General features: G+C 42.7%; 24 protein-coding genes and 1 pseudogene. 6 read left to right on the top strand and 19 right to left on the bottom strand.

Translation table 11 applies throughout. The features are described 5' to 3' along the window. Positions 1 to 103: 103 nt before the first annotated feature. Positions 104 to 783, top strand: a pseudogene (locus R0K30_RS11670) (transposase); the annotation flags it as partial. A 91-nt stretch (positions 784 to 874) separates the two neighbouring features. Here R0K30_RS11670 and R0K30_RS11665 read toward each other — a convergent pair. The 5 genes from R0K30_RS11665 to R0K30_RS11645 all read right to left on the bottom strand — a co-directional run bounded on the left by R0K30_RS11665 (position 875) and on the right by R0K30_RS11645 (position 4,780). After that, entirely contained in the window at positions 875 to 1,378 is a 504-nt protein-coding gene (locus R0K30_RS11665; RefSeq protein WP_099728394.1) for a hypothetical protein, read from the bottom strand. Between the two features lie 66 nt (positions 1,379 to 1,444). After that, positions 1,445 to 1,681 carry a structural protein gene (locus R0K30_RS11660; protein ID WP_410610802.1) on the bottom strand — a complete coding sequence of 79 codons (237 nt, stop codon included), beginning with the start codon at positions 1,679 to 1,681 and terminating at the stop codon, positions 1,445 to 1,447. A 390-nt stretch (positions 1,682 to 2,071) separates the two neighbouring features. After that, complete coding sequence (locus tag R0K30_RS11655; RefSeq protein ID WP_099728395.1) at positions 2,072 to 2,371, bottom strand: contact-dependent growth inhibition system immunity protein; 300 nt, start codon at positions 2,369 to 2,371, stop codon at positions 2,072 to 2,074. 16 nt (positions 2,372 to 2,387) lie between these two features. Continuing rightward, on the bottom strand, positions 2,388 to 3,989 hold the full coding sequence (locus tag R0K30_RS11650) for a ribonuclease YeeF family protein (RefSeq protein WP_410610800.1): 1,602 nt from the start codon (positions 3,987 to 3,989) through the stop codon (positions 2,388 to 2,390). Between the two features lie 359 nt (positions 3,990 to 4,348). Further along, complete coding sequence (locus tag R0K30_RS11645) at positions 4,349 to 4,780, bottom strand: MarR family winged helix-turn-helix transcriptional regulator (RefSeq protein WP_367308231.1); 432 nt, start codon at positions 4,778 to 4,780, stop codon at positions 4,349 to 4,351. A 158-nt stretch (positions 4,781 to 4,938) separates the two neighbouring features. Here R0K30_RS11645 and R0K30_RS11640 point away from each other — a divergent pair, with 158 nt between their 5' ends. Next, the gene (locus tag R0K30_RS11640) at positions 4,939 to 6,459 is read left to right on the top strand and encodes an MDR family MFS transporter (RefSeq protein WP_256499627.1); all 1,521 of its coding nucleotides are present in this window, start codon (positions 4,939 to 4,941) and stop codon (positions 6,457 to 6,459) included. A gap of 41 nt (positions 6,460 to 6,500) precedes the next feature. On the opposite strand, the gene R0K30_RS11635 is transcribed toward R0K30_RS11640, so the two are convergent. From R0K30_RS11635 to R0K30_RS11615, 5 genes are all read right to left on the bottom strand, one after another. Beyond that, positions 6,501 to 7,370, bottom strand: a complete 870-nt coding sequence (locus R0K30_RS11635) for a class II fructose-bisphosphate aldolase (RefSeq protein WP_249705543.1) — start codon at positions 7,368 to 7,370, stop codon at positions 6,501 to 6,503. A gap of 2 nt (positions 7,371 to 7,372) precedes the next feature. Continuing rightward, positions 7,373 to 7,831 (bottom strand): PTS sugar transporter subunit IIA, encoded by a 459-nt coding sequence (locus R0K30_RS11630; protein ID WP_230030238.1) that lies wholly within the window; start codon positions 7,829 to 7,831, stop codon positions 7,373 to 7,375. 14 nt (positions 7,832 to 7,845) lie between these two features. Further along, a complete protein-coding gene (locus R0K30_RS11625; RefSeq protein WP_256499628.1) occupies positions 7,846 to 9,261 on the bottom strand; it encodes a PTS fructose transporter subunit IIC in 1,416 nt (471 codons plus the stop codon). A gap of 12 nt (positions 9,262 to 9,273) precedes the next feature. Further along, positions 9,274 to 10,188: a 1-phosphofructokinase gene (gene pfkB / locus R0K30_RS11620; RefSeq protein WP_410610795.1), complete on the bottom strand. Its 915-nt coding sequence runs from the start codon at positions 10,186 to 10,188 to the stop codon at positions 9,274 to 9,276. Positions 10,189 to 10,317: 129 nt separating this feature from the next. After that, positions 10,318 to 11,094: a MurR/RpiR family transcriptional regulator gene (locus R0K30_RS11615; RefSeq protein ID WP_410610793.1), complete on the bottom strand. Its 777-nt coding sequence runs from the start codon at positions 11,092 to 11,094 to the stop codon at positions 10,318 to 10,320. 161 nt (positions 11,095 to 11,255) lie between these two features. On the opposite strand from R0K30_RS11615, the gene R0K30_RS11610 reads away from it, so the two are divergent. Next, positions 11,256 to 12,662 carry a phospholipase D-like domain-containing protein gene (locus R0K30_RS11610; protein ID WP_410610791.1) on the top strand — a complete coding sequence of 469 codons (1,407 nt, stop codon included), beginning with the start codon at positions 11,256 to 11,258 and terminating at the stop codon, positions 12,660 to 12,662. A gap of 10 nt (positions 12,663 to 12,672) precedes the next feature. Here R0K30_RS11610 and R0K30_RS11605 read toward each other — a convergent pair whose 3' ends face one another. Genes R0K30_RS11605 through R0K30_RS11595 form a run of 3 tightly spaced genes read right to left on the bottom strand, consistent with a single transcriptional unit; the run spans position 12,673 to position 14,304 of the window. Further along, the gene (locus tag R0K30_RS11605) at positions 12,673 to 13,158 is read right to left on the bottom strand and encodes a DMT family transporter (protein ID WP_410610789.1); all 486 of its coding nucleotides are present in this window, start codon (positions 13,156 to 13,158) and stop codon (positions 12,673 to 12,675) included. A 21-nt stretch (positions 13,159 to 13,179) separates the two neighbouring features. Then, positions 13,180 to 13,866, bottom strand: coding sequence for a Crp/Fnr family transcriptional regulator (locus R0K30_RS11600; RefSeq protein WP_099727820.1), 687 nt, complete (start codon positions 13,864 to 13,866; stop codon positions 13,180 to 13,182). Between the two features lie 12 nt (positions 13,867 to 13,878). Then, positions 13,879 to 14,304, bottom strand: coding sequence for a DMT family transporter (locus tag R0K30_RS11595; protein WP_410610786.1), 426 nt, complete (start codon positions 14,302 to 14,304; stop codon positions 13,879 to 13,881). 200 nt (positions 14,305 to 14,504) lie between these two features. Here R0K30_RS11595 and R0K30_RS11590 point away from each other — a divergent pair, with 200 nt between their 5' ends. From R0K30_RS11590 to cysI, 3 genes are all read left to right on the top strand, one after another. Beyond that, the gene (locus tag R0K30_RS11590; protein ID WP_230030242.1) at positions 14,505 to 15,932 is read left to right on the top strand and encodes an aldehyde dehydrogenase family protein; all 1,428 of its coding nucleotides are present in this window, start codon (positions 14,505 to 14,507) and stop codon (positions 15,930 to 15,932) included. Positions 15,933 to 16,140: 208 nt separating this feature from the next. After that, entirely contained in the window at positions 16,141 to 17,958 is a 1,818-nt protein-coding gene (locus R0K30_RS11585) for an assimilatory sulfite reductase (NADPH) flavoprotein subunit (RefSeq protein WP_230030243.1), read from the top strand. Between the two features lie 32 nt (positions 17,959 to 17,990). Then, on the top strand, positions 17,991 to 19,709 hold the full coding sequence (gene cysI, locus R0K30_RS11580) for an assimilatory sulfite reductase (NADPH) hemoprotein subunit (protein WP_099727824.1): 1,719 nt from the start codon (positions 17,991 to 17,993) through the stop codon (positions 19,707 to 19,709). 29 nt (positions 19,710 to 19,738) lie between these two features. On the opposite strand, the gene R0K30_RS11575 is transcribed toward cysI, so the two are convergent. Genes R0K30_RS11575 through R0K30_RS11550 form a run of 6 tightly spaced genes read right to left on the bottom strand, consistent with a single transcriptional unit; the run spans position 19,739 to position 26,507 of the window. Then, positions 19,739 to 21,670 carry an AMP-binding protein gene (locus R0K30_RS11575; protein WP_410610783.1) on the bottom strand — a complete coding sequence of 644 codons (1,932 nt, stop codon included), beginning with the start codon at positions 21,668 to 21,670 and terminating at the stop codon, positions 19,739 to 19,741. Positions 21,671 to 21,687: 17 nt separating this feature from the next. Continuing rightward, entirely contained in the window at positions 21,688 to 23,211 is a 1,524-nt protein-coding gene (locus tag R0K30_RS11570) for an acyl-CoA carboxylase subunit beta (RefSeq protein WP_099727826.1), read from the bottom strand. A gap of 18 nt (positions 23,212 to 23,229) precedes the next feature. Then, on the bottom strand, positions 23,230 to 24,012 hold the full coding sequence (locus R0K30_RS11565) for an enoyl-CoA hydratase (protein WP_099727827.1): 783 nt from the start codon (positions 24,010 to 24,012) through the stop codon (positions 23,230 to 23,232). A gap of 12 nt (positions 24,013 to 24,024) precedes the next feature. Next, on the bottom strand, positions 24,025 to 24,933 hold the full coding sequence (locus R0K30_RS11560; RefSeq protein ID WP_099727828.1) for a hydroxymethylglutaryl-CoA lyase: 909 nt from the start codon (positions 24,931 to 24,933) through the stop codon (positions 24,025 to 24,027). Positions 24,934 to 24,945: 12 nt separating this feature from the next. Further along, complete coding sequence (locus R0K30_RS11555; protein WP_410610780.1) at positions 24,946 to 25,161, bottom strand: acetyl-CoA carboxylase biotin carboxyl carrier protein subunit; 216 nt, start codon at positions 25,159 to 25,161, stop codon at positions 24,946 to 24,948. After that, positions 25,158 to 26,507 (bottom strand): acetyl-CoA carboxylase biotin carboxylase subunit, encoded by a 1,350-nt coding sequence (locus R0K30_RS11550; protein WP_099727830.1) that lies wholly within the window; start codon positions 26,505 to 26,507, stop codon positions 25,158 to 25,160. The genes R0K30_RS11555 and R0K30_RS11550 overlap by 4 nt, the downstream gene beginning before the upstream one ends. Positions 26,508 to 26,513 lie beyond the last annotated feature (6 nt).

Below are 26,513 nucleotides of genomic sequence, written 5' to 3'. Positions count from 1 at the left end.
AATCAACTGACTGGCGGCAAAGAAGTCCAAATGTCTTCAGCTTTTGATGCGCAGCTTGTGGGTTCCCATTTTTCCATAAGAAAAAGCACACCCGATTGAGTGTGCTTTCAGCGATTCCAGTCATATAAAAGCGGATGCCAATAAGAAAATATCTGAAAAGAAAATCGTTCGAGTAGAGACGAGAAGTTATCAAAATCAGCTTTATGAGGAGATCAATATTGATCGTGAAGAACATGGAAAAAAGCCCTTACCCCTACAGATCAAGAAGAGAAAAAAGAAATCAAGGTCAGTACAACTGATCCAGAGAGTGGCTACTATGTAAAGGATGAACGTGAAAAGTCATTTGCTTATTCATTTCATACAGCTTGTGATTCAAAAGGATTTATTTTAGGGTCACTGGTCACAGGTGGAAATGTTCATGATAGTCGTATGTTAGATTCACTTGTATCAAAGGTGACAGAGAAAGTCGGAAAACCAAATGTAGTCGCAGTAGATGCTGGATATAAAACACCTTACATTGCTAAGTTTTTAATGGATCAAGAGATAAGACCTGTCATGCCTTACACTCGTCCGAGAACAAAAGCTGGTTACTTAAAAAAGAATGAATACGTGTATGACGCACATATTGAACGCGTTTTTGCGGATGCAAAAGAAAAGCATGGTATGCGATGGACGAAACTTCGAGGACTGAAAAAAGTTTCGATGCAGGCGATGCTTACTTTCGATGCCATGAATCTCAAAAAACTAGCAAACTGGACATGGAAAGGACCATGTCCAGCGTAAGCCAACTGATATATTTTATCAAAATAAGTGAAACCCCCACTTTACTTCAAGTAAAGGTGGGGTTTGTCTACGGTCTGAAACACCTTATCTCCTAAGGTGTTCGGTACTTGTTTGTTAATTTTAAGAAACGTCTTTTGCTTTTCTTTTCAGATATTTCATCTAAACATTCTTGTAATAATCGTTTATAACGACTCAATTCATCGAGTTCTTTTTTTTCATCCAAAACAGTCTTGACCCAAAACAAAAGAACAATAGTAAGTGTAATTATGATAAGAATATATGGCCCGCTTACATGTATTTCTTTTATTGGATTAATACTATAATTCATTAAACTTGCAAATCCAAAAGACACGATTCCAAAAAAGGCTGTAGTTAAATGATTAGAAGATTTCTTATTATCTAACATATCTTCAACCCTACCCAAAAGCATTTTAATTTTTTTACTATCATGATCCTTTTTAATTCTCTCTTTAAATGCTGTTTGTTGATTAATAGTTGTTTTATGCATATCCTTCCCAAATTGTTTCAAATAAATCTGCATGTATTTACTCTGGCCAAATGATGAAGATTCGTTGGTTTTGTTAATTTCATTCATAAGAATCACCTCCTAAACATATATCGGAGGTGATTTGAAAATTTCCAGGTATTCAGTGAAATGGTTTTATTTAACGTAAAATTCTGATGTGTAGAATGTACCGACTGTTTCAACATGATTACCATTCTTGTCGTAACGTTCTACATCAATCTTGAATCGATAAGTGCCTTTCTTGTTATCAAGGGATTCATTAATATTTAATTCATCAAACAGCTTTTCGCCTGGGTTAAGCGGGTTAGGTGAATTCGTTTTGATTGTGACCCATTCCCCTGCAACTTTTCGTTGAGGAATAAGGTTTGGCACATAAATTTAATCATTGTGACTCTGAACCGCAACAAACATAGCCATGTCCTTTCCTGAAATGTGATTCGCTTTTGTTGGATTTGCAGATACATCAAAGCTTATCATCTCCCTCTCGTATGGCCACATTCCTCAACACCTTTGTTCCATATCCAGATACTCCATTGATAAGGGAAAGGCACGTCTCCCAATCAAAAAATGGACGCAATCAAGCCTTAAAGTGCTCAATGATTAGCGTACGCAGGTTCTTCCTTCAATTCAGTTCTTATTGCTTGTTTTAAACGTACGATGATTCGCACTAAAAAAGTTCCCTTTTTATGCCCGTTTTTGTCGGTATGAAGTCCAATAAACATAAAAAACCTTGAAAGGCATAGCCCATCAAGGTTCATTTAGTTACTTCATTTTCAATGCTTCTTCCATTTTCTCTATTATTTTATTAAACCACTGTAGAGGGGTTAATGAGATCGCCGGAAAGTAGATTTCTGCATTATTTTCGATAAAGCTTTCTTTTTCCTGTATTGTTAAATTACTATTCAAAAAATCCTGACAATCCCTTATAGTAGACAGCAGACATTCTTTGCTAGCTTCATGAATAAACTCATCTAACGCTTCTTCTGGTGAATCGATATCCTGATGAAATGTCCCACCTAAAAAATCTTCTAACTCCTCTAAATAACTGTAGCTCTCATTCATTTTATCACCCTTCTTTCTATTTAACAGGGTATCCTGTTAAAATAAAACCGCCATTCTCATCTTTTTTCAATATAATTTTTGCATTTGTAACATTCTCGACTACTTCTGAATTTCTCGAAACACTTCTGCCAATTACCTCTCCATCACCCTTATATTTTAATGGTAATATAGGTCTACTGTTGGGGTCTGATAACCATTTTTGTATTTTATCAATACTCTTAGGGTCACCCAGAACTGAATCAGCAACTCGTTCCGCAGTCATTCTATCGTTAAAAGTAGAAGAACCCGTAATTTTAGGATTACTTTTCAGCCTTTCTAATAGTTCTTCATCTGTTTTCCCAACATGTCTCTCTATTAAGTGCCCGCCTCTGGATTCATGTGTAGCTAATCCATTACCTGGAGATAAAGAATTTTTCTCACCTTTCTTGATTCCCATCTTACCATGAAACCCTTTTGCTCCAAACGGTAAAAGCATTCCAAGAGCTGCATTCATACTCGCTTCCTGCTGTTCTTTTGAGATCTTGTTTCCAAACATGTCTCGGCCTGTAATCGCTTCGCTGAAGCCGTTGGTTGCGGTGAGGCCATATAAGCCTTTTTGGGATGTTTTTAAGGCGTCAAAGGACTTTTGTGATGTCTTGTAAATGTCGACTGCTCTGACTGCGGCTGATGTGGATTGGGTCGTTTTATAGACGGCTTTTCCGCCTTTGAATATGCGCCCTGCCCAGCCGACGACAGGGATATAGCCTGCTGCGGCCATACCGCCTGCGGCGACTCGCTGGCCTGCGGTGAGCTGTTCTCCTGTGATCGGGTCTACACCGGTGGCGGCACGTTTTGCATCGTTTACGCCTGTCAGTTCATTGACGATATTTCCGCCATAATCGAGGGCTTTTTCATACCAAGGACGATTTGCGAGTGCTTCTTGTTCTTTCGCGATCTCGCGGGCTTCTTCTTGTTCTTCTTTAATTTTAAGATATTCAGAAGTTTGCTTCTCAATATCGCTTTTTGCCTTGTAAATTTCACTATTTTGATACGCTTTCTTGTCAAAATTCATAGGCGAAATGGATTTTCCGTCATTTGTCGCATTCATCATTTCTGCGTACAATGCCATTGTAGCCTTCTCCTCAGTCTCTGACAAAGCATATTCATCTTTTAAATTTTGATCAAGCTCTATCAAATCTTTAACCGTCTTTTTCCGTTCGTCTTCTGCATCTGCGATCTTTTCATCAAAGGTTTGGCTATCAAATACTTCTAGAGAAATGAGGTCATCGATATCTTGAAAAATCGTTTTGAGTGCCTTTTTTTGATCCTTCACAATGCTTTTGGTATTTTTGATGCCCATATGGACTGCGTTGTCTAAAAAGTGTTCTTCTACAAAAGTATCGCCGCCAAAGCTTGTATCATCCAATGTACCCGAAACACCTTCATGAAAGGCTTTTTGCTTATCAATAAAACTGATAAACATGTCCACATTACCTGCTAGTTCTTTGTAAAAACTTTTAATGTTATCGGCGCCTTTTCCAGTGAAATCATCACCGAGATTGGCAACACCTTTTAATGCCTTTTTTAAATCTACCATTTGTTCGCGGAGTTCCTGGTAGTGTTTTGCCCTTGCGTCCATGGCACTTGTTAGTGCTTTTGCATCAAGTATCTTCCCCAGCAGAATTCACTCCTTCTTATTCAATGACAAGGTCAATTTTACCAACATAAAGTTTGTCATTAAATAGGAATATAGATACAAAAACAGTACTTAATATGTAAATGATCAGTGTTTTATTAGAACGCTTTAGCCTCGTATTCGTCAGTAATAATTAAGAGGAAATTTTCACAACCATCCTTTGATTAAAACCGTTTGAGTTGCTCCATTGTAAACAAGTGTTATAGAGCACTTCCATGGCAAGGATGATGTCACTAATCGAGCCAATCGTAATCCTCGCTATTTTATTTCATAGAAAAGCACACCTCCAACAGTGTGCTTTCTTACGATTTAGACTTAAGCAATTGCAGCTCTTGATCCATAATATCTGCTGCTTCGGAAATAAATTGAATAATTAAATCTACTTCTTCTGGTTTGTATTCGTTTGTGAGCTGTTTTGTTGATGCCGATAAGGATTGGAAGAGTTTTTTCACCTGTGATTTCCCCGCAGTCATTGGAACAATGATGACCCTTCGCTTGTCTTTTGGGTCCTTCTCCCTTTTGGCGTAGCCTGCTTTTTCAAGCCGGTCAATAAGAGCCGTGACGGCACCTGAGCTAAGACCTGTTTTTTCACTTAATTCGCCTGCTGTGAGTGGTCCCAGTTCGTTTAATAAATCGGCTGATTTGAGATCTGTTGGGAAAAGGCCGAGCGATTGAGCGGCCGCTTGGTGGAACAAAACCGTTCGTGTGGCAAGTCGCCTCATCGTATGAATCATCAGGTCTGCTCTGTCTTCAGCCCCGTTCTTTATTGACAACTTGTTCTCCTCCCTTTAAAATCAATTTATCTTGATCATCAAGATAAATGTTCTCTTACTTAATGATTAAATTGATCATAGCAAAAAAAAGAAGAGAACGTAAGCAGGAGGTAAATGAAATGAATACTGTGGATAAAGGCAAGGCATCCACTCGCTTCGTTGTCATCGGTTTGCTGTTAGGTATTTTTATGGCAGCGATGGACAATACCATTGTCGCAACAGCGATGGGGAGCATCGTAGCAGATTTAGGCAGTTTTGATAAATTTGCTTGGGTGACCGCTTCTTACATGGTGGCAGTGATGGCCGGAATGCCGATTTATGGAAAGCTTTCTGATATGTATGGTCGAAAGCGTTTTTTTCTGTTTGGACTTATTTTCTTTTTAATTGGATCTGCGCTGTGTGGTATTGCACAAACGATGGATCAGCTCATTATTTACCGAGCCATTCAAGGGCTTGGAGGCGGTGCACTGCTTCCGATCGCATTTACGATTATCTTTGATATCTTCCCGCCTGAAAAGCGCGGAAAAATGTCAGGTATGTTTGGTGCAGTATTTGGTTTATCAAGTGTACTTGGCCCGCTGTTAGGTGCCATTATTACGGATTCGATCGGCTGGCATTGGGTTTTCTATATTAACGTGCCAATCGGTATCGTCAGTGTGATCTTGATCGCCAGATACTATCAGGAATCGCTTGAGCATCGTAAGCAGAAAATCGACTGGTCAGGTGCCATTACTCTTGTCGTTTCAGTTGTAAGCTTGATGTTCGCACTTGAGCTTGGTGGTAAATCTTATGCTTGGGATTCCGTACAAATCCTAACACTATTTGCTGTATTTGTTGTCTTCGGTACCATCTTTTTTATCGTTGAGCGTAAAGCTGAGGAACCGATTATTTCATTTTGGATGTTTAAAAATCGTTTATTTGCGACATCTCAAATTTTAGCGTTTTTATATGGCGGGACGTTTATTATTCTTGCCGTCTTTATCCCTATTTTCGTGCAGGCAGTGTACGGTGAATCTGCGACAAGTGCAGGCTTCATTTTAACTCCGATGATGATAGGGTCCGTCATTGGCAGTATGATTGGCGGAACGATGCAGACGAAAGTACCTTTCAGACGCCTTATGACCATTTCTGTGATTTCATTTTTCGCTGGGATGATGCTGCTTGCCAACATGTCACCAGATACAGCAAGACTCTGGCTCACGCTCTTTATGATGATATCAGGCTTTGGTGTCGGCTTTAGCTTCTCCCTTCTGCCATCTGCTTCAATGAATGATCTCTCTCCGCGCTATCGCGGCAGTGCAAACTCAACCAATTCGTTTATGAGATCACTTGGGATGACGTTAGGTGTGACGGTTTTCGGGACGATTCAAACAAATGTCCTGACGAATCGTTTAGCAGATGCCTTCAGCGGAATGAAAGGAGCCCCTTCTCAAATTGGCGATCCGCAAGCCATTTTCCAAGAGGGTGCCCGCTCACAAATTCCGCCTGATATTTTAAATAAAGTCATCGATGCGATGTCACAAAGTATTACGTACGTATTTATGATTGCTTTATTCCCGATTGCACTTGCGGCGATTACGGTCGTATTTATGGGGAATGCACGAGTACGCACATCAAACGAAATGAAAGAAAGTGAATAATGTGAAAAAGCAGAGCGATGGTGGCTCTGCTTTTTTTCGTCTCATTGATATAAAAGATGGGCTTTGCCTTCACTGCCAACGATCCGTATTTTAGATGTGACCATGTCCTTTGCTGCTTGTTTTGCTTTTTGTAAATACATACGCGGATCTAAGCTTTCGGGTTCGTTTGAGAAATGATCACGAATGGCTTCGGAGTAGGCGTTTTTTAGTTCAGTTGAGACATTGACCTTAGCCATACCAAGTGTGACACATCTTCTGACATCCTCTTCTGGTACAGCTGAACCTCCGTGCAGGACAAGTGGTACATTGACAAGCGCTGCAATTTGTTCAATGCGGTCAAAATCAATATCCGGTACCCCTTTATAAATGCCGTGGGCGGTGCCGATCGCAGGCGCTAAAGTGGGTACCCCTGTTTCTTCTATAAATTGACGGCACTCTGATGGAATGGCTTTTTCAGCATCCTTTTCATCTACCACGATGTCATCTTCTACGCCGCCTACCTTGCCTAGCTCGGCTTCTACATTCACACCTACTTTTAATGCAAGATCAACCACTTCTTTTGTGCGGCGTACATTTTCTTCATACGAATGCATCGATGCATCGATCATAACGGATGTATAACCCGCCCTGATACAGGTGAGAATCACATCAAAGTCAGTACAATGATCCAGGTGAAGACCGATTGGGATTTGATATTGGTCAGCTGCCGCCTTCACTGTATCTGCAATGGCTTTTGCTCCAAGAGATTGAACCGTTCCGACCGTCGTTTGCAAAATCACAGGTGACTTTAATTCAGCTGCCGTTTCGAGCACCCAATAAATACTGTCAAAGGAGTGCACATTGAATGCGACAATTCCGTATTTTTCTTTTTTTGCAGCTTCAAGCATCGGTGTTGTTGAAAGTAAAGGCATGGTCAAACATCCTCTCTAGTCAAAATTTCTGTTTTTAATACAGCGAGCATTTCTTCATTTGTTCTTGTTTCGAGCAGCTTTTGACGTTTCGCTTCATCCATTAAGCCTCGTGAAAGAGCAGAAAGTGCTTTTAAATGAGTGGTCCCTGCTTCATTTTTTGGGATCAGTAAGGATAAAAAGAAAAAGCAAGGCTTTCCATCAAAAGCGTCCCATTCAATTCCGGTTTCAGTGCGGACGATCACTAGTGCTGGTTTCGTGATGGCGTCTGTCTGTGTATGCGGAATGGCAAATCCATCTTGAAAGCCTGTTGTACTAAGAGCTTCCCTTTCAGCTAAGCCTTCTTTGACATCCTCTGGCGATGTGCAAATACCTGCTTTGCAGGCAATGTCAGCAATGGCTGCGAAAACGCCTGCCTGTGAAGAAGCTGTTTCATGAAGATTCATATAAATATGTTCCATCATTTCTCTTCCCCCTATTAAACTGCGGCTTTGTCTATTTTTTTACGGTAAAGTCCGTATAGAATCGCACCGATCATAGATCCGATCAATATGGAAAGCACCCACTGAAATGCGCCTGTGACGACTGGTAGGACAAGGAATCCGCCATGCGGTGCAGGAACCTGTACGCCAAACAAATAAGTCAAAATAGCAGAGATGGCCGAACCAAACATAATAATCGGCAGGACAACGACTGGGTTTTTGGCCGCAAACGGGATGGCCCCTTCGGTAATATGTGTAGCACCTAGAATATAGTTGATCGCCCCTGCATTTCGTTCTTGTGGTGTGAAATGTTTTCGGAAAATCGTTGTCGCAATCGCAATGATAAGCGGCGGTGTAATGCATGCAGCAGACACACCTGCCATGAAATAAAGATTGCCTTCTGCAAGTAAAGCCGTTCCTGTCACATAGGCTGCTTTGTTAAAAGGTCCACCCATATCAAATCCACACATAGCCCCAACAATTAAGCCTAAGAGCAGCGGATTCGTGGATTGAACGGATGAGAGAAAATCCATTAGTGAATTATTTAACCCTGTAATTGGAACTAATAGAGGAGTCATCACAGCCCCTATCAAGAAAATACCGATGACGGGATAGATGAAGATCGATTTTAATCCATCAAGTGATGCAGGTAATTTTTGAAGCATGAATTGAAGCAATAGAATGATATATCCTGCTGCAAAACCTGCGATAATACCACCTAAGAAACCGGCACCTCCATCGTTTGCAAGCAGCCCTCCTATAAATCCAACAACCATCCCTGGCCGTCTTGCGATCGAATCAGCGATAAATGCTGCTAAAATCGGAACCATTAAGCTAAAGCCGAGTCCGCCAATGCTTTTCAAATAGGCAGCAAACGGATGATACGTTTCATGCTGAGGGTCAGCAGAGTAGATGCCAAATAGAAAAGAAAGGGCAATTAAAACCCCGCCGCCTACGACAAATGGAAGCATGTGTGATACACCGTTCATTAAGTGCTTATAGATGGTGTGTATCCATTTATTTGACGTCTTTTGCTGAGTGGGTGAAGGTGCAGATGTATTCTCGGTAACAGCAGCCCTGCCTTTCACTTGATGAATAGGTGCATCTCCATTTAAAATACTCTGGATCAGCTCAGCTGGCGTGCGAATTCCTTTAGATACAGGCACTTCTATGAGTGGTTTTCCATGAAAACGGTCTGTGTGCACATCTTTGTCAGCTGCAACAATGACTCCATCAGCTTCCATAATGTCTTGGTCCGTTAAAGCGTTTTCAATTCCTACTTGACCATGCGTTTCGACTTTGATGTCGACCCCTAATTGCTCAGCAGCTATTTTTAAGGCCTCAGCTGCCATAAATGTGTGCGCAATGCCTGTTGGACAGCCGGTTGCAGCGACAATTTTTTTACGGCTCATGTTGACTCCCCCTTATATGTTGTGAATGTGAATTTGCTCTATCAGCGACTTGATATCATGTAAATCACTTAAGCCTTTTGAAAATGCGGTAGATGCTCCTGTTGCAATCCCGTAGCGTAAGCATTCTTCGGCTGAATGTCCTTCAAGCTGTTTACTAATAAATGCTGCGAGCATGGCATCTCCTGAACAAGCTGTGTTTACTACCGTGCCTGTTGGTGCGTTTCCTTTTAACACGTCTTCCTTCGTGATGAATAGAGCCCCTTCTCCTCCGCGGGAAATGAGTACTTGCTCTGCACCCATCTCGATGAGTTTTTCTCCGGATTGAATGAGTTCTGTTTCTGATAAATGATGTGTTTTGCCGAAAAAAGCGGCCAATTCTTCTTCATTTGGTTTTAATAAATACGGATTGTACTGAAGCGTCTCAAGAACCGCTATAGAGCTTGTATCTAAAATGAATTTGACGTTGTTTTGATGACAAATTGCAGCTACTTCTGAAAAAATGCTGGCTGGTACGCCCTTTGGCAGACTGCCTGACATAATGAGGATACCGTCCTGCGGGATTGCTGAAATTTTCTCACGAAAGGCGTGAAGTGCTTTTGCCTGAATGGCAGGACCTTGATTCACAAGCTTGTATTCTTCTGTTGTATTGATAAAAACGTTAATGCGCGTAATTCCTTCAACCGGGATAAAATCTGTTGGAATGGAAAGATCTTTTAAGGATTGCTCAATATAAGAACCAGAAAACCCGGCAATAAAGCCTAATGCAGTGCTGTTAACGCCATATTTTTTTAGCATAATCGACACATTGACGCCTTTTCCATTCGGCTGATAATCCTCATCTTCTGTGCGGTTCACTGTATTTGCCCGCATTTCTTTTAATGCAATATATAGGTCAATAGCAGGATTTAAGGTGCAGGTATAAATCAATTGGTTTCACCTTCTTTCTTTTCTCTAAAGAAAGTATCTCATACGATTCAATGAAAATGTTTTCAGATTGTGTAAAGGTTTTCATGAGGAAAAGCCTTCCAGCACAAAGTCTAGAAGGCTTCTTATCGGTTATTTCATTCGGATCACGTAGGCGTCTAGTAAAATGCGGGCAATGACATGAAGAGACAGGCGGGAGCGGACTTCATAATCTGGGAAGAAAGATTGTTCGCCTTTATATCCGACTAGTGTCATGTCTGATATTTTACTTAATGTAGAATCAATTCTTGTTGTGACGGTAATGGTTGTGACCTGCTTCATGCTTAGATTTTGACAGGCTTCAACGAGTTCTGCTGTTTCTCCATTTAATGAAACAAAGATGGTAAGTTCGTTTTTATCAATGTCACGCGATTTTAGTCGAATGATATTCGGATCGTCGTGCACTTCACATGTTTTTCCGATGAGCTGTAATTTGATGGTCATCTCTTTGGCAATCATCTCTGAGAAGCCTCTGCCAAAAATATAAATTTTATCTGCATCATGTATTTTTTGAACGGCATCTTCAATTTGCCCAATACTTTGCAGCTGTATCGTCTTTAAAACCTCTTCTTCATTTTTACGAATCGCCAGTTTGATGTCTTCATCAATATTTTTTAGCTGGTCGCTTTCATCTGTCATTTTCTTTTCTTGTTTCAATCGATATTTAAAGGATGTATAGCCATTGTAACCAATTTTCTTCATCAGTCTGACAATAGTGGCTGTCGACACATTGGCTCTTTCACTTAAAGTGACGATGGATAAGGTGGAGATGTCCTCTAAATGCTGGTGAATATAATGGAGTAAGTACCGTTCTGTTTCACTTAATGTTTGATACACATCACTTGGAATATTAAATAATGGTTCTTTCAATGCGATTCCCCCTTACTTATTTCATACTATAATTAAATGTCCTGTGAAAACAAGTTGATTCTTTTGTCCTGTAATTTTTTATTAGAAGGCGAAAATGAGTGGAATTTTATTTTTAACATAAACTAAAAAAAGTAGTGTCTGTGCGAAAGGAGCTGATGACTATGCTTCATCTCTTCATTTTTCTAATTCTTCTATATGTGGTATATGTATTTTTGACCGCATTTGTTTTGTTTTATTTACCGGTACAAAAAACATGCAAGGAGCATTGCATTTATAAAGCCTCTTCTATCTCAGGAGACGACCAAGGCACAAATCAAGTCATGCTTCTTGACGACGGGTTTGAGTCGGGTCAAGTCAGAATCCAAATGATTCGTGAGGCTAAAAAGGTGATTCGTCTGAGTTATTATTCCATTCAAAAGGGAAAAACAGCCGAATGGGTACTTGGTGCTTTAATTGAGGCAGCTGATCGAGGAGTGAAGGTTCAGCTATTATTAGATGGCATCTGCCATAGCCTGCGTGGGCCGCTGAAGCATTTGCGCTATGCCGTAGCAAATCATCCGAACATGGCGATTCGTTTTTATGAGCCCTTTCGTTTGTTCAAGCCTTGGACGTGGCATAACCGTCTTCATGATAAGCTGCTTTTGGCTGATGGAAGAGTCGCAGTGATGGGCGGAAGAAATATCGGTGATAAATACTTTGCAGATCAGCCGCCGAAAAACTTTGCTTATGACCGTGATGTGCTGCTCTATAACGCCAAAAAGGGAAAAGTATTAGATGAAATGGAGCAATATTTCGTTTATCTATGGAATCATAACTTTACGAAAAGAACGAAAGATGTGTTCTCTAAGCAAAAAGCGAAAAAAGGGTTAAAACTGAGAAAGCAGCTGCTCAGATCCTATCACGAAGCGATGCACACGAAAGAACCTTTTGTCATGTCCTCCTTTGATTGGACAGCAGATGCCACTTGTGTGAAACAGATTGCATTTTTCACAAATCCAGTGGAGCGCTTCAATAAGCGTCCTCTCGTGCTGAAAAAATTAAACGATCTAGCTCACCGGGCAAAGCGTTCTGTTCTCATACAGACGCCTTATGTGATACCAACACGTCCCATGAAAGATGGACTTACTCCCTTAGCTGAAGACATTCAAACGACGCTCGTCACGAATTCTCTTACAGCAACACCAAATCCTTTGGCTTTTGCAGGATATTTAAGCACGAAAAAGGAACTGATGAAAACTGGCGTTCATTTGTATGAATATGAAGGCCCGTATTCGATTCATGGGAAATCGATGGTCATTGATGATTACTTAAGTATTATCGGGACATATAATTTAGATGCAAGGTCCAGTTTTTTAAATACAGAATCGATTTTGGTCATTGATAGCGCACCGTTTGCGTTATCTCTTACGCAGGCAATCGAGCGGAAAATCGCCTATAGTGTCCTCGTGGCTAAAGACCGAACAGAATATAAAACGAGCAACTATGGGAAGAAAAAAAAGCCTTTGATGAAAAGGCTCCTTTTAAATGGCTTATCGACGATAACCGTTATTTGGCGGCGATTGATCTGAAAAAGGGCAGCTACTTTTGTGGCAGCCCTTTTTCTTGCGATTGACCCTCTTCTGCTGACTCCAATTTGGTCAATTTAAACACCAAGATCCCAGCAACAATCACAATGACACCTAATAGTTTTGTAAAAGAAAATGTCACTTTTTCTAACCCAAGCCAGCCAAGCGAATCAAACAAAAGCGCGCAGCCTAGCTGTGAGGTGAGGACAATCGAGATCCCATAAGTGGGGCCTAGACGTTTGATGCTCTGAACAAGGCAGATGACAACCCCTACCCCAATGGCTCCGCTTACCCAGTACCAGGCTTCCATATGCCTTAATTGAAACATGCCAGTTCCTTCTAACATAAGACCCATAAAGAGTGAAGCAATAAAGCCCATTCCAAGAACAAGTGTCGTTGTTGACCAAGAGCCTGTATGCTCATTGACTTTACTATTAAAAATGGTTTGTAAGCTGACGAGTGCACCAGCTGTGATCGCTAATATTATTCCTATGATCATATATAAATCCCTTCGTTTCTTCTATTCATAAATGTTGTGCTCTGCTATTTCTAAAAGCCCTTTTCGGTCACGAATCGTAATCTTTCCTCTTCGCCTTTCAATCAGCCCTTTTTCCCTGAATTGCTGAATGACCCGATTAATATGACGGTAGCTCGTCCCAATTAAGCTCGCCGCATCAGTGAGACGCAGAGGGCGCGTTCGCGTAGTGTCGTCATCTGTTAAAACAGATAATAAATAGCTTGCGAGCCTGACCTCCACAGGATATAAAAGGTGGAAGCTTAAATCGTTTGATTTTGTATAAAATTTGTTTGTGATGCCTTTTAGCAAAAAGGTTAAAACATGAGGGTCATCCTTCGCATGGTGCATGAGCGCTTGATGGGAAATTCTTAGTATATGTACTTCTGTGACAGCTTCGACTGTATTGACCATATCCGTCTGCTGGACATATTCAATATCTCCAATCGCTTCAAGAGGATTTTTAAAGCAAAGAATAAAGGTTTTCCCTTCCTTTGTGGTGGTGAAAATCTTTAATTTTCCTTTCACTAACAAGTACAAGTACTCCCTCTTATCCCCTTTTGAACAAATCAGCTCACCCTGTTCATAGCGCCACAACGTCACATGTGACATCAAGTTCTGATGAAAGACGTTTTGTAAATGATGCGCCTTGATATAAGAGGAAAAAAGAGATTCATCGTGCAGCTCCTCCATATGATCCCTCCTTTATAGCTTTAAAATGATCACGCCCGCAATCATCAAAAGAATTCCTGCATAATGAGGCCATTTCATTTTCTTCTTCTGTACACCAAACCATCCTTTTGCATCAATTGCAAAGGTAAACGCAAGCTGTGCTATCAGTAAAGCAGCGATGGTGAGTGTCACACCAATCATTTGAATCGCGGTGACTTCATTAAAAATTATAATGGCTGCAAATGCCCCGCCAATTAAATAGAGTGGCTGCACCTTTTGATATTCTCGAAAGTGCCCATCCCGTACGATGAGTAAAATGAATAGAGAGATGATAAAACCGGTTAGCTGCGTGATAGTTGCCGCCTGCCATGTGCCGATATCCTGGCTGATTCTTGCGTTGGCTACGCCTTGCAGTGTAATACAAGCGCCTCCTAATAATGCGAAAATAACACCTTTCATTCTTTCAAATGCTCCTTCTTTTTCAGTCTAGTTCTATTAAATGATAGATGCCCTGATATTGAAAAGGACATATGTCCCACTTTGCGTATTATATCAGAAACTTTTTTCTTCGTTTTAGATTTTTCACAGTGGGTACAGTTTTATATCAGCTGAAAACAGAATATCGAATTGAATCACATATAAAAAGGAGACATGTCAGAATGAGAAATCAAGAGAAACATTTTATTAATGGAGAATGGGTCGCTTCAACAGGAAACGAAACGACGGAAGTGATTAATCCCGCTACAGAGGAAGTCATTGGCACAATTAGCTTAGGAACAAAAGAAGATTTAGATAAGGCCGTCAAGGCAGCTCGTGCCGCGTTTCCTTCTTTCTCAAAGACGTCTCGAAATGAACGAGTAGAGATGCTGGAAAACATTGTGCGCGGGTATGAAAAGCGCAAGGATGAACTTGTAGAAGTCATGACACAAGAGCTCGGTGCTCCGCTTAAAGTATCAGAAGAGGTTCATTACAAAATGGGACATGAACACTTCTCTAAAGCAGCAGAAGCACTTAAATCCTATACATTTACCGAGGACCGCGGCGGTCATACCATTATAAAAGAAGCCATTGGCGTCAGCGGACTGATTACACCGTGGAATTTCCCAACAAATCAAACATCACTTAAAATTGCTGGTGCGATTGCAGCAGGCTCACCCGTTGTCTTAAAGCCTGCGGAAATTACACCATTTGCTGCGATGATTCTTGCAGAAATCATTGATGAAGCAGGCGTACCAAAAGGTGTCTTCAACCTCGTGAACGGAACCGGTGAAGTCATTGGGGACGGCATTAGCTCACATCCTGATATTGATTTTGTTTCATTTACTGGTTCAGGTGCCGTCGGCTCTAAAATTATGGAAAATGCTGCAGACAATATGAAGAAAGTGGCCCTTGAGCTTGGCGGGAAATCCCCTCTTATCGTTTTAGGTGATGCAGATATGGATGAGGCAGCTGAAACCGCCGTTCATCATATTGCGATGAATACAGGTCAAGTGTGTTCGGCAGCCACACGAGTTCTCATTCCAGAATCGATGAAAGATTCGTTTGAAAAAGCGCTGCTGAATGCCCTGCCGAAGTTTACAGTTGGTGATCCGAGAGAAGATCACGCCACTGGCCCGCTCGTATCCAAAAAACAATGGGATACCGTGCAGTCTTATATTGAAAAAGGAATCGAAGAAGGCGCTACCCTCCTTGCAGGCGGAACTGGTAAGCCGGACGGCATTGACAAAGGATATTTCACGAAGCATACGATTTTCACAAATGTGAAAAATGATATGGCCATTGCACAAGAAGAAATATTTGGACCAGTGATGAGTGTCATCACGTATCAGGACCTAGATCATGCCCTTGACATCGCCAATGATACGGTTTATGGCCTTGCCGGATATGTTGTTGGAAAAGATGAAAAAACATTAAAATATGTCGCTGAACATATTCGTGCTGGCCAAATCACCATTAACAATGCCGAAACAGATTACTTTGCCCCATTTGGAGGCTTTAAGCAATCTGGTATCGGAAGAGAATGGGGAGATTTCGGTATCGAGGAATATTTAGAAGTGAAAGCTGTGATGGGGCTTCCAACTGCATAAGTCAGATAAAAAAGGAAAACGGCCATCCGTTTTCCTTTTTTATGCCCTCCCCTATTCGTACGTTCTTTGTCATTAGAAATCTTAATCATGACAATCAATATTATATATTTTACTTAATGGCAAACTTTCGGTAAAGTTCAAATTGAACCTATATATATAATTCCTATCGAATTAATCTATGTTTATATTCCTTGTGAGGTGGATATCGTTGCAACTTCATGTATTGAACAGTCCGTTTAGCCAGCAGCAGGCAGAACTACTCAATCAGCTGCTTCCGACTTTAACAGATCAACAAAAAATTTGGCTTACCGGTTATTTATCAGCACAGGCAGCTCTAGCCGGATCAGAAACGGCCACTCTGGCCCCTACTCCTTCCGCCGCAGTACCTGCACAGTCTGTCAGTAAAGATGTGACCGTACTTTATGGCTCGCAAACAGGCAATTCCGAAGGTTTAGCGAAAAAGACAGCGCAGCATCTTGAAGAGAAAGGTTTTCAAGTGACGCTCTCTTCTATGTCAGATTTTAAACCAAATAATCTGAAAAAAATAAACAATTTACTGGTGATCGTCAGCACACATGGCGAGGGAGATCCGCCTGATAATGCCCTTTCTTTCCATGAATATGTCCACGGCAGACGTGCGCCAAAGCTTGATCATTTAAGCTTCTCTGTTCTTTCACTAGGCGACAGCTCATACGAATTCTTCTGTCAGACGGGGAAAGAATTTGACGAGCGCTTAAAAGAACTTGGTGGAACGCGTCTTTTCGACCGGGTCGACTGTGACCTTGATTATGATGAACCGTTCTCTGAATGGCTTCAAGGGGTGACATCTTCTCTAAGCGAAGGTGAAGCAGCAATACTACCGCAAGAATCAGCGGGAGAAATAAGTAAAGCTGCTTCTGAATACTCAAGAACGAATCCCTTTTATGCTGAGGTGCTTGAAAATATTAACCTGAATGGCCGCGGATCTAACAAAGAAACCCGCCATTTGGAGCTTTCTCTTGAAGGATCAGGACTTGTTTATGAGCCGGGCGACAGTCTTGGCATTTATCCGACAAATGATCCTACGCTTGTTGAGGAACTAATCAAGACATGCGGATGGAATGCAGAGGAAGCCGTAACCGCTCATAAAAACGGAGACACTCTTCCTTTAAAAGAAGCACTTACCTCGCACTTTGAGATTACAGTATTAACAAAACCTCTTCTTCAAAAGATCGCGGCATTCACGAAAAGTGAAGACTTGCAGGCCCTTTTAGAAGAAGGAAACGAAGAAAAGCTAAAAGCGTATATAGCAGGCCGAGACTTATTAGATGCGGCTCGCGATTTTGGTCCTTTTGAAGGAACAGCAGCAGATTTCACGTCTATTTTAAGAAAAATCCCTGCACGTCTATATTCGATTGCAAGCAGTCTAAAAGCAAATGACGAAGAGGTTCATTTGACAATAGGTGCTGTGAGATATGATGCACACGGGAGAGAACGTCAAGGGGTCTGCTCGATTTTATGTGCAGAGCGCTTGCAGCCAGGTGATACGTTACCTGTTTATATTCAGCACAACCAAAACTTTAAACTTCCTCACGATACTGATGCACCGATCATTATGGTAGGACCAGGCACAGGCATCGCCCCTTTCCGTTCATTTATGCAGGAACGCGAGGAAATCGGTGCAAACGGAAAGTCATGGTTATTCTTCGGTGATCAGCATTTTGTGACGGATTTCTTATACCAAACAGAATGGCAAAAGTGGTTAAAGGATGGCGTCTTAACGAAAATGGACGTGGCTTTCTCAAGAGATTCAGAGGAAAAGGTATATGTCCAGCACCAAATGAAGAAACACAGTAAAGAATTATTCGAATGGCTTGAGCAAGGTGCCTATGTCTATGTTTGCGGTGATGAAAAGCATATGGCGCATGATGTTCATGGTACCCTTCTATCGATCATTCAAGAAGAAGGTGCGATGAGCAAAGAGAAAGCAGAAAGCTATCTTGCTAATTTACAGCAGCAAAAACGCTATCAGCGTGACGTCTATTGATTTGATGCTTGAAAGAAAGGAGCTTTTACGACATGGTGAAGACAGCATTAACAGCGCCGGATGGACCTCCGAGCGACGTAGAGGAAATTAAAGAAAAAAGTGATTATTTACGGGGTACGTTAAAAGAAGTCATGCTTGATCCGATTTCAGCGGGAATTCCTGATGATGACAACCGGCTGATGAAGCATCACGGCAGCTACTTGCAGGACGATCGTGACCTTAGAAATGAACGGCAAAAACAAAAGCTTGAACCTGCCTATCAATTTATGCTGCGCGTACGCCTGCCTGGCGGAATCGCCACATCAAAGCAGTGGCTTGTGATGGATGAGCTTGCTCACAAATACGGCAACGGTACGTTAAAGCTGACAACTCGTGAAACCTTCCAGCTTCACGGTATTTTAAAATGGAACATGAAAAAGACCATTCAAGACATTCATTCCACCATGCTTGATACGATCGCTGCTTGCGGGGATGTGAATCGGAATGTCATGTGTACTTCAAATCCCTATCAATCAGAAGTGCACCATGATGTGTACGAGCTGGCAAAAAAATTAAGTGATGACCTGCTTCCACAAACAAGAGCGTATCACGAGATTTGGCTTGATGAGGAAAAAGTAGCGGCAACGCCAGACACTGAAGTTGAGCCGATGTATGGTCCGCTTTATTTACCAAGAAAATTCAAGATTGGCGTTGCGGTCCCTCCTGCTAACGATATTGATGTCTTTTCACAGGATCTAGGCTTCATTGCGATTATCGAACATGATCAATTAGTCGGCTTTAATGTCGCGATTGGCGGCGGAATGGGTATGACTCACGGTGATACAGCGACCTACCCTCAACTTGCAAAGGTCATCGGTTTTTGTACACCTGAGCAGGTTGTGGAGATTGCCAAACAAGTGATCACCATTCAGCGTGACTACGGAAACCGTTCAGTAAGAAAAAATGCCCGCTTTAAATATACAGTGGACCGGCTCGGCCTTCAGAATGTAAAAGAAGAGCTTGAACGCCGCCTTGGATTTGCCCTTTTAGACGCAAGAGGTTATCACTTTGATCATAACGGTGACCGCTATGGCTGGGTAAAGGGCATTAACGGAAGATGGCATTATACGATGTTTGTTGAAGGCGGGCGCATCACAGATTATGATGATTATCCGCTGATGACAGGCATTCGTGAAATTGCAAAGATTCATACGGGTGACTTCCGCTTAACAGCGAATCAAAATTTAATCATTGGAAATGTCACATCTCATAAAAAGAAACAAATCGAGCAGCTGATACAGGAATTCGGTTTGTCAGACGGCCAGCAGCACTCTGCACTGCGCCGCAGTTCAATGGCTTGCGTTTCTCTTCCAACATGCGGCTTAGCAATGGCAGAAGCAGAACGCTACCTCCCTCGCTTGATTGACAGAATTGAAGAGATTGTAGAAGAAAACGGCTTAAGTGATAAAGAAATCACCATTCGAATGACTGGATGTCCAAATGGATGTGCCCGTCATGCTTTAGGTGAAATTGGCTTTATCGGAAAATCACCTGGCAAATACAACATGTATCTTGGCGCTGCGTTTGATGGCAGCAGGTTAAGTAAACTGTACCGGGAAAATGTGGGTGAGGAAGACATTTTAAGCGAGCTTGGCTCTTTGCTCCCTCGCTACGCAAAAGAACGAGAAGAAAATGAACATTTCGGTGATTTTGTGATACGGGCAGGTATTGTCAAAGAAACAACCGATGGAACGAATTTTCATGTGCAGTAAAAAAGACAGGGATCCTTCCTGTCTTTTTTCTATTGATTCTGTTTCCTTTTCAGGTATGCGGAAATGCTCTTATACACATTTGGGTTTTCTAGTGAAGAAAGATCTGGTGAAGGCTTCTGTTCATACGCCCCTTTTAATAAACGCCGGACAATTTTTCCGTTTCTTGTTTTCGGTAAAGCTGAAATGAGATGAATCTCTTTTGGTATGAGCGCTTTTCCCGCATGTGAACCAACATGTGCTTTGAGCTCTTGAATGAGCTTGGCTTCTTCAAAAGATTGTGAACTGGTCACTATGAAACACACGAGCGCCTCTCCCTTTACCTCATCCGTTACCCCAATTACAGCGGCTTCGTGCACGGCCGTATGTCCCACAAGGATGGATTCAATTTCAGATGGACCGACGCGTTTGCCTGCTGTATTAATGACATCATCCGATCTGCCCGTGATATGGAATGCTCCGTCCTCTGTTTGCATGACCCAATCACCATGTGTCCATACCCCGTCAAATCGTTTGAAATACGTGTCTTCATAACGCTCAGGCTCATTCCAAAAACCACAAGTCATGCCGACCCAAGGCTTTTTCACAACAAGCTCCCCTACTTCATTCATGACGCTCTGACCTGATTCGTTATACACATCTGCCGCCATGCCTAAAATCGCCGTATTAAAAAGAATCGGTTTGATTGGACGAAGCAAAGTACTTCCTACAATGCCACCAGACACTTCGGTCCCCCCTGAATAGTTTAAGATGGGGATGTTCTTTTGACCGATTGTGTCAAAAAGCCATTGCCACGGTGCTTCATTCCAAGGTTCACCGGTAGAAATGATGGCTTTGACATGCGTCAATTCAATCTCTGCAAGGTTTTGCTGCATCGCAGAACGAACAAATGTAGGCGAAAGCCCAAAATGGGTGACTTTCTGCTGGTGGATGAATGACCAAAGATGCTGCTGATCTGGATAATCCGGTGCGCCGTCATATAGAACAATCGCGGCTCCATTGATCAAGCCGCCAAAGACTAGAAACGGTCCCATCATCCAGCCCATGTCTGTGAGCCAGAACAGCCGGTCTCCTATTGCGACATCCATACAAAGACCAGCATCAAAAGCCGCTTTTACAGGAAAGCCTGCGTGTGTATGAACGGCTCCTTTTGGCGTGCCAGTTGTTCCAGAGGTGTACAAGATCATGAGAGGGTCTTCATTTGTGACATAGGTCGTATCTTTTATCGGCTGTTCTTTTAATACATCATTTAGTCTTACATCATCTTGATATTCAGTATCAGAGGAAGCATGCACAATGACTGTTTTGACGGTATTTGTTTTTTTGATTGCATCAGCTACACATTCTCGCATGTTGATGGTTTTCCCCCGGCGCGTCATTTCATGCCCTGTGACGACAATGGTTGCACCTGAAGCACGAATGCGTACGGCAAGAGGCTCACTTCCATAGCCCGAGAAGACCGGACTAAAGATCACTCCAATCTTTGCAAAGGCAAGCATGACGGCAACCGTTTCAGGAAGCATAGGCATATAGACGATCGCCACATCCCCTTTTTGAAGCCCTCTCTTCAAAAAACCAGCTGCGAGACGATTGACTTTTTCCTGAAGATGGAGGTAGGACCAACTCTGTTCTTTCCCAGCTTCATTTCCCCAAATCAGCGCTGGTTGATGTTTGGTCTCTTCTTTCTCCGCCCATTTGTCCACGGCCGTTTCGGTGATGTTCAATTGGCCGCCTTTATACCACTTTGGCCACATGAATGACTCTTGACCTAATGCGGCTTCATACGGCACCTTCCACTGAATGCCGATGGCTTTTTCAGCTTCTTTCCAAAACCATTCTGTGCGCTCGATACTAGCTTGATAGAATGCGTCATAAGTAGAAAAACCAAGTGAGTGCATCCACTTGCAAAGACGTGTTTTTTTGATCATCTGCTCTCCCGGTATCCATGCTGGTTTCAGGTTCATCTTGAGGACGCCTCCCTTTAGACCGGATAAACCGGATGTTTTCGTCTCGTAAATGTCATCTCTTTAGAGGTATAGGCTTGTAATCTATTACACAGTTCAGCTCTTAAACGGTCAAATGGGATGACGCCGTCGACAATCATTTCAGAGGCAAGCTCGTATATATTCATATCTTCCTGGTATTCCTTGCGTTTCTCTTGTATAAATGAGGCTCTCTCTTCGGCAGGCAGTGCGGCAATTTTATTCGCATAGACAGCATTTACTGCGGCTTCTGGCCCCATCACAGCAATTTGGGCAGATGGAAGAGCAAGACAGCAATCTGGCTCAAAGGCAGGCCCTGCCATTGCATATAACCCTGCACCGTATGCTTTACGCACGATGACGGATATCTTCGGTACGGTCGCCTCTGACATAGCGGAAATCATTTTCGCCCCGTGACGAATAATGCCCGCTTGTTCTACTTTTGTTCCAATCATAAACCCCGGGATATCCGCAAGAAAGAGAAGTGGAAGATGAAAGGCGTCACATAGCTGAATAAACTTGGCGGCTTTGTCAGCCGAGTCATGAAATAATACGCCGCCTTTCACCCTCGGCTGGTTGGCAATAAGACCGACAGGCTGACCATTCATGCGGCCAAAGCCTGTGATAAGCTCTGCGGCAAACAGCTTTTTGATTTCAAAAAATGATCCTTCATCGATGAGTAAATCAATGAGTTGATACATATCGAAAGGCGTATTCTGACCTTTAGGGATGAGGTTTTGGATGGATATCTCAGATGGTTTAGGTGCTTTTGCGGCTATCGTTTTTGGTCTTTCCGTATAGTTGGCAGGCATGTAGGTTAAATAATCACGCGCGATTTGAATGGCCTCTTCCTCTGTTTGTGCTAATACATCCCCGCACCCAGAAATGCTGCAATGCATTTTTGCCCCGCCCATTTCTTCAAGGGATACTTTTTCTCCAATCACCATTTCGGCCATGCGCGGAGAGCCTAAATACATGGAGGCATTTCCTTCAACCATGACGACGATATCACAAAAAGCAGGGATGTAAGCACCGCCGGCCGCAGAAGGACCGAATAGTAAACAAATTTGCGGGATACGTCCAGACAGCTTGACTTGGTTATAAAAAATGCGCCCTGCCCCCCTCCTGCCTGGAAACATGGCGATCTGATCTGTGATTCTGGCTCCAGCTGAATCGACTAAATACAGCATCGGACAGTTGAGCTTCTCGGCTGTTTCTTGGATTCTAATGATTTTTTCTACCGTTTTGACGCCCCATGATCCCGCTTTGACGGTAGAATCATTTGCCATGAGGCATACGGTTTGTCCATTCATGCGTCCCGTCCCTGTGACGACACCATCTGCTGGTAAATGTTCATCTTGACATTCGGCAAACATCGCATCCTCAATAAAAGAATCCTGATCTAATAATAACTGGAGCCGATCACGGACGAACAATTTTCCTTTTTCTTTGTTTTTTTGATGGTATCGTTCGGCGCCGCCTTTTACAATCCGCTGTTTTTTCACTTCATATTCTTCGATCATGTCCATTCCCCTTTCTTGCTAGTTGCCTCTGTAATGAGGCGTTCGTTTTTCTTGGAAAGCCTGAAGACCTTCCATTCGATCTTCTGTATCAATGAGCCGTACATAGGCTTCGTATTCTTTCATCAGACCTGTACGTAAAGCGTGATCAAGGCTCATTTGAATCGCTTGTTTCGCTTCTTTTAAAGCAATTGGTCCGTTTTTAGAGATTTGTTTTGCGAGAGAAATGGCGTCATTCATGAGAGCATCTGCTAAAGAGATGTGCTCAATCAGCCCAATTTGAATGGCTTCTTCTGCTTGTAATGAAGACCCTGTGAAAATGAGTTCCTTTGCTTTACCGAGTCCGATGAGGCGCGGGAGACGCTGCGTCCCTCCTGCCCCTGGTATGATAGCTAGTCCTGTTTCTGGCAGGCCGAGCCTGGCTTCGGCTCTTGCGATGCGAAGATCACAAGCCAGCGCTAGCTCAAGACCTCCGCCGAGTGCGTGTCCGTTCATCACGGCAATGACAGGTATAGGCAGGGCTTCAATCTCAGTAAAGGTTTGCTGAATCGTAAGAACGGCTTCTTTGGCTTCTTCTTCTGTCATCAATCGTCGTTCTTTTAAATCTGCTCCTGCGCAAAAGACTTTAGAGCCAGCTCCTGTTATGAGCAAACAGCGGATGCTTTCATCGTGTTTGATTGCTTGAATGGTTTGATTAATCTCCTCGAGCATCGCAGCAGATAGGGAATTCGCTTGTTCTGGCCTGTTTAAGGTCATGATGCCAATCTGCTCATCTTGTATCGAAAAATTGACCAATGATGTCATGTCATTCATCCTTTATGAAGTAGTATGAGAGTGAAAAGCACGTAAGCAGTGACTAGGCAGGGTTCGATCTACTTTTGTTTCAATCCATTCTGCTGCTTTAATCAATCCAGGAAGGTCGATATTTGTTTCAATCCCCAGTTTTTGAAGCATATGCACCACATCTTCTGTCGCCACATTCCCGCTAGAGCCAGGTGCATATGGACAGCCGCCAAGCCCGCCGCTAGAGGAATCAAATATCGTGATTCCAGCCTTTAATGCCGTATATATATTCGCAAGACCCATCCCCTTCGTATCATGAAAATGAAGAGCGATTTTATCAGCAGGAAAACGCTCTAGTAAAATGTCTAATCGTCTTTCTACTTGCAGCGGATGGGCTTCTCCGATGGTGTCACCGAGTGATATTTCATCGATGCCGTAGGAGAGCAGAATATCCGTTAACCGCAGCACTTGATCCATTGACACTTGTTTTTCATAAGGGCAGCCAAACACGGTAGAAATATATGCGCGAGTATTTCGTCCTTCTGCTTTTAAATCTGCTGTCATTTGTTTGATGACAGGAAGGGTTTCATGTATGGATTGATTCATATTCTTCTTGTTATGTGTTTCACTCGAAGAGATAAACATAGCGCCTACATCAAGATTTGCTTCAAAGAAATAGGCTAAGCCTTTTTCATTAGGAATAAGTGCGGCATAGGTGGTATCGTCTTTTTTGTGTAAGGATTGGGCTAATTGTTTGGCGTCTTTTAAGGCTGGAACCCATTTCGGATGGACAAATGATGTGACCTCAATATAAGGGAGATGGGCTGCCGCGAGTAAATCAATCCATGTTCGCTTCTCGTTTGTGTCCAGCCAAGCTGATTCATTTTGCAGTCCGTCCCGCGGGCCGACCTCTCTGATAAGCACACTTTTTGGTAATGCCATTTGGCTTCCCTCCTATTCTGTCAGCTCCAGTAGCACCTCTCCCTCATCGACAAATTCACCCTCTGCCTTATACACTTTGCTGATCACACCTTCCTCTTCTGCAACGATCGGAATCTCCATTTTCATCGATTCTAAGATGGCGACTTCCTGTCCTTTTTGCACTTCATCACCTTGTGTCACAAGAAGCTTCCATAAGTTCCCGGCCATTTGTATCGTGACGGTTTTCATGAACGGTTTTCCTCCCTTTTTTTCATCAGAAAATCGGTTGTGATCCTTCCATGTAAGAACGCAGATGATCCGGCCATTTCCCTTAAAAGTGGTAAATTCGTTTTGATCCCTCCTATTTCATATGCTTGTAATGCTGCTTTTAATCGTTCTATTGCTAGTTTTCTTGTATCACCGTAAACAATCATTTTTGCAATCATTGGATCGTAAAATGGGGTAATGACGCTCCCGCTTGTCACACTTGACTCATGGCGTATATACGGGGCGGCTGGTGCAGAAAGTGTAGTGATTGTACCTGGTGATGGATAAAATGTGACTGGATCTTCAGCATAGATTCGGACTTCGATGGCATGCCCGATTTGATGAATATCCTCCTGATTGAAGGAAATCGGCTCTGATGCAGCGATTTTCAGCTGCTCCTCGACAAGGTCAATTCCTGTGATTTCTTCAGTGACAGGGTGCTCTACTTGCAATCTCGTGTTCATTTCTAGGAAATAAAATTGTTGATTTTGATCGACTAAACATTCAATCGTTCCTGCATTTTCATAGCCAATCGCTTTGGCTGCTTTGACGGCCATTTGCCCCATTTGAAGTCTCACTGAGTCATCGAGACAGGCGGCTGGTGCTTCTTCAATAATTTTCTGGTGTCTTCTCTGGAGTGAGCAGTCTCGTTCAAATAAGTGAACCCCGTGGCCGAAGGAATCAAAGAGGACTTGAATTTCAATGTGCCGCGCGTGTTCAATCACCTTTTCCATATACAAAGTACCATCATTGAAAAAGCTTTGCGCCCTTTTTTGATTTCCTTCAAACGCTCTGTACAGCTCCTCGTCATTTCGAACGAGCTGCATGCCAATCCCGCCGCCTCCGCTTGATGCCTTTAGCATGACCGGATAACCGAGTGACTGCGCTTTACTGACCCCTTCATCTGCGTCATGCAGTGGAGCTGAAACTCCCGGAACGATTGGGATGCCCGCCTGTTCCATCGTTTTTCTCGCTTCAATTTTATTCCCCATTTGCTGGATGACGTGTGCAGATGGTCCAATAAAGGCCATTCCTTCGTTGCGGCAGCGCTCAGCAAAAGCGGCGTTTTCTGATAAAAGACCATATCCAGGATGGATGGCATCTGTATTTGTTTGTTTGGCAACCTTGATGATTGCCTCCACATTTAAATAGCTTTCAGATACTTTTGCGCCTCCGATCGGAAATGCGCTATCTGCTTCTTGCACATGAAGTGCATGCTGATCTGCCTCTGAATAAACGGCGACTGTTTTGATCCCGAGCCGTTTACAGGTCCGAATAATTCTACGAGCTATTTCGCCTCGATTGGCGATCAGTACTTGTTGAAACATCTCTGA

Source organism: Bacillus sp. SIMBA_154 (assembly GCF_046536015.1).
Lineage (GTDB): Bacteria > Bacillota > Bacilli > Bacillales > Bacillaceae > Bacillus > Bacillus pumilus_P.
This window is presented reverse-complemented; position numbering and strand designations above follow the sequence as displayed.

Bases quoted from the DNA above. Each gene is read 5' to 3' on its own strand.
- R0K30_RS11665 (WP_099728394.1), bottom strand. From the start codon at position 1,378: ATGAATGAAATTAACAAAACCAACGAATCTTCATCATTTGGCCAGAGT.
- R0K30_RS11655 (WP_099728395.1), bottom strand. From the start codon at position 2,371: ATGAATGAGAGCTACAGTTATTTAGAGGAGTTAGAAGATTTTTTAGGT.
- R0K30_RS11650 (WP_410610800.1), bottom strand. From the start codon at position 3,989: ATGGACGCAAGGGCAAAACACTACCAGGAACTCCGCGAACAAATGGTA.
- R0K30_RS11645 (WP_367308231.1), bottom strand. From the start codon at position 4,780: ATGATTCATACGATGAGGCGACTTGCCACACGAACGGTTTTGTTCCAC.
- R0K30_RS11640 (WP_256499627.1), top strand. From the start codon at position 4,939: ATGAATACTGTGGATAAAGGCAAGGCATCCACTCGCTTCGTTGTCATC.
- R0K30_RS11635 (WP_249705543.1), bottom strand. From the start codon at position 7,370: ATGCCTTTACTTTCAACAACACCGATGCTTGAAGCTGCAAAAAAAGAA.
- R0K30_RS11630 (WP_230030238.1), bottom strand. From the start codon at position 7,831: ATGATGGAACATATTTATATGAATCTTCATGAAACAGCTTCTTCACAG.
- R0K30_RS11625 (WP_256499628.1), bottom strand. From the start codon at position 9,261: ATGAGCCGTAAAAAAATTGTCGCTGCAACCGGCTGTCCAACAGGCATT.
- R0K30_RS11610 (WP_410610791.1), top strand. From the start codon at position 11,256: ATGCTTCATCTCTTCATTTTTCTAATTCTTCTATATGTGGTATATGTA.
- R0K30_RS11605 (WP_410610789.1), bottom strand. From the start codon at position 13,158: ATGATCATAGGAATAATATTAGCGATCACAGCTGGTGCACTCGTCAGC.
- R0K30_RS11600 (WP_099727820.1), bottom strand. From the start codon at position 13,866: ATGGAGGAGCTGCACGATGAATCTCTTTTTTCCTCTTATATCAAGGCG.
- R0K30_RS11595 (WP_410610786.1), bottom strand. From the start codon at position 14,304: ATGAAAGGTGTTATTTTCGCATTATTAGGAGGCGCTTGTATTACACTG.
- R0K30_RS11590 (WP_230030242.1), top strand. From the start codon at position 14,505: ATGAGAAATCAAGAGAAACATTTTATTAATGGAGAATGGGTCGCTTCA.
- cysI (WP_099727824.1), top strand. From the start codon at position 17,991: ATGGTGAAGACAGCATTAACAGCGCCGGATGGACCTCCGAGCGACGTA.
- R0K30_RS11575 (WP_410610783.1), bottom strand. From the start codon at position 21,670: ATGAACCTGAAACCAGCATGGATACCGGGAGAGCAGATGATCAAAAAA.
- R0K30_RS11570 (WP_099727826.1), bottom strand. From the start codon at position 23,211: ATGATCGAAGAATATGAAGTGAAAAAACAGCGGATTGTAAAAGGCGGC.
- R0K30_RS11565 (WP_099727827.1), bottom strand. From the start codon at position 24,012: ATGACATCATTGGTCAATTTTTCGATACAAGATGAGCAGATTGGCATC.
- R0K30_RS11560 (WP_099727828.1), bottom strand. From the start codon at position 24,933: ATGGCATTACCAAAAAGTGTGCTTATCAGAGAGGTCGGCCCGCGGGAC.
- R0K30_RS11555 (WP_410610780.1), bottom strand. From the start codon at position 25,161: ATGAAAACCGTCACGATACAAATGGCCGGGAACTTATGGAAGCTTCTT.
- R0K30_RS11550 (WP_099727830.1), bottom strand. From the start codon at position 26,507: ATGTTTCAACAAGTACTGATCGCCAATCGAGGCGAAATAGCTCGTAGA.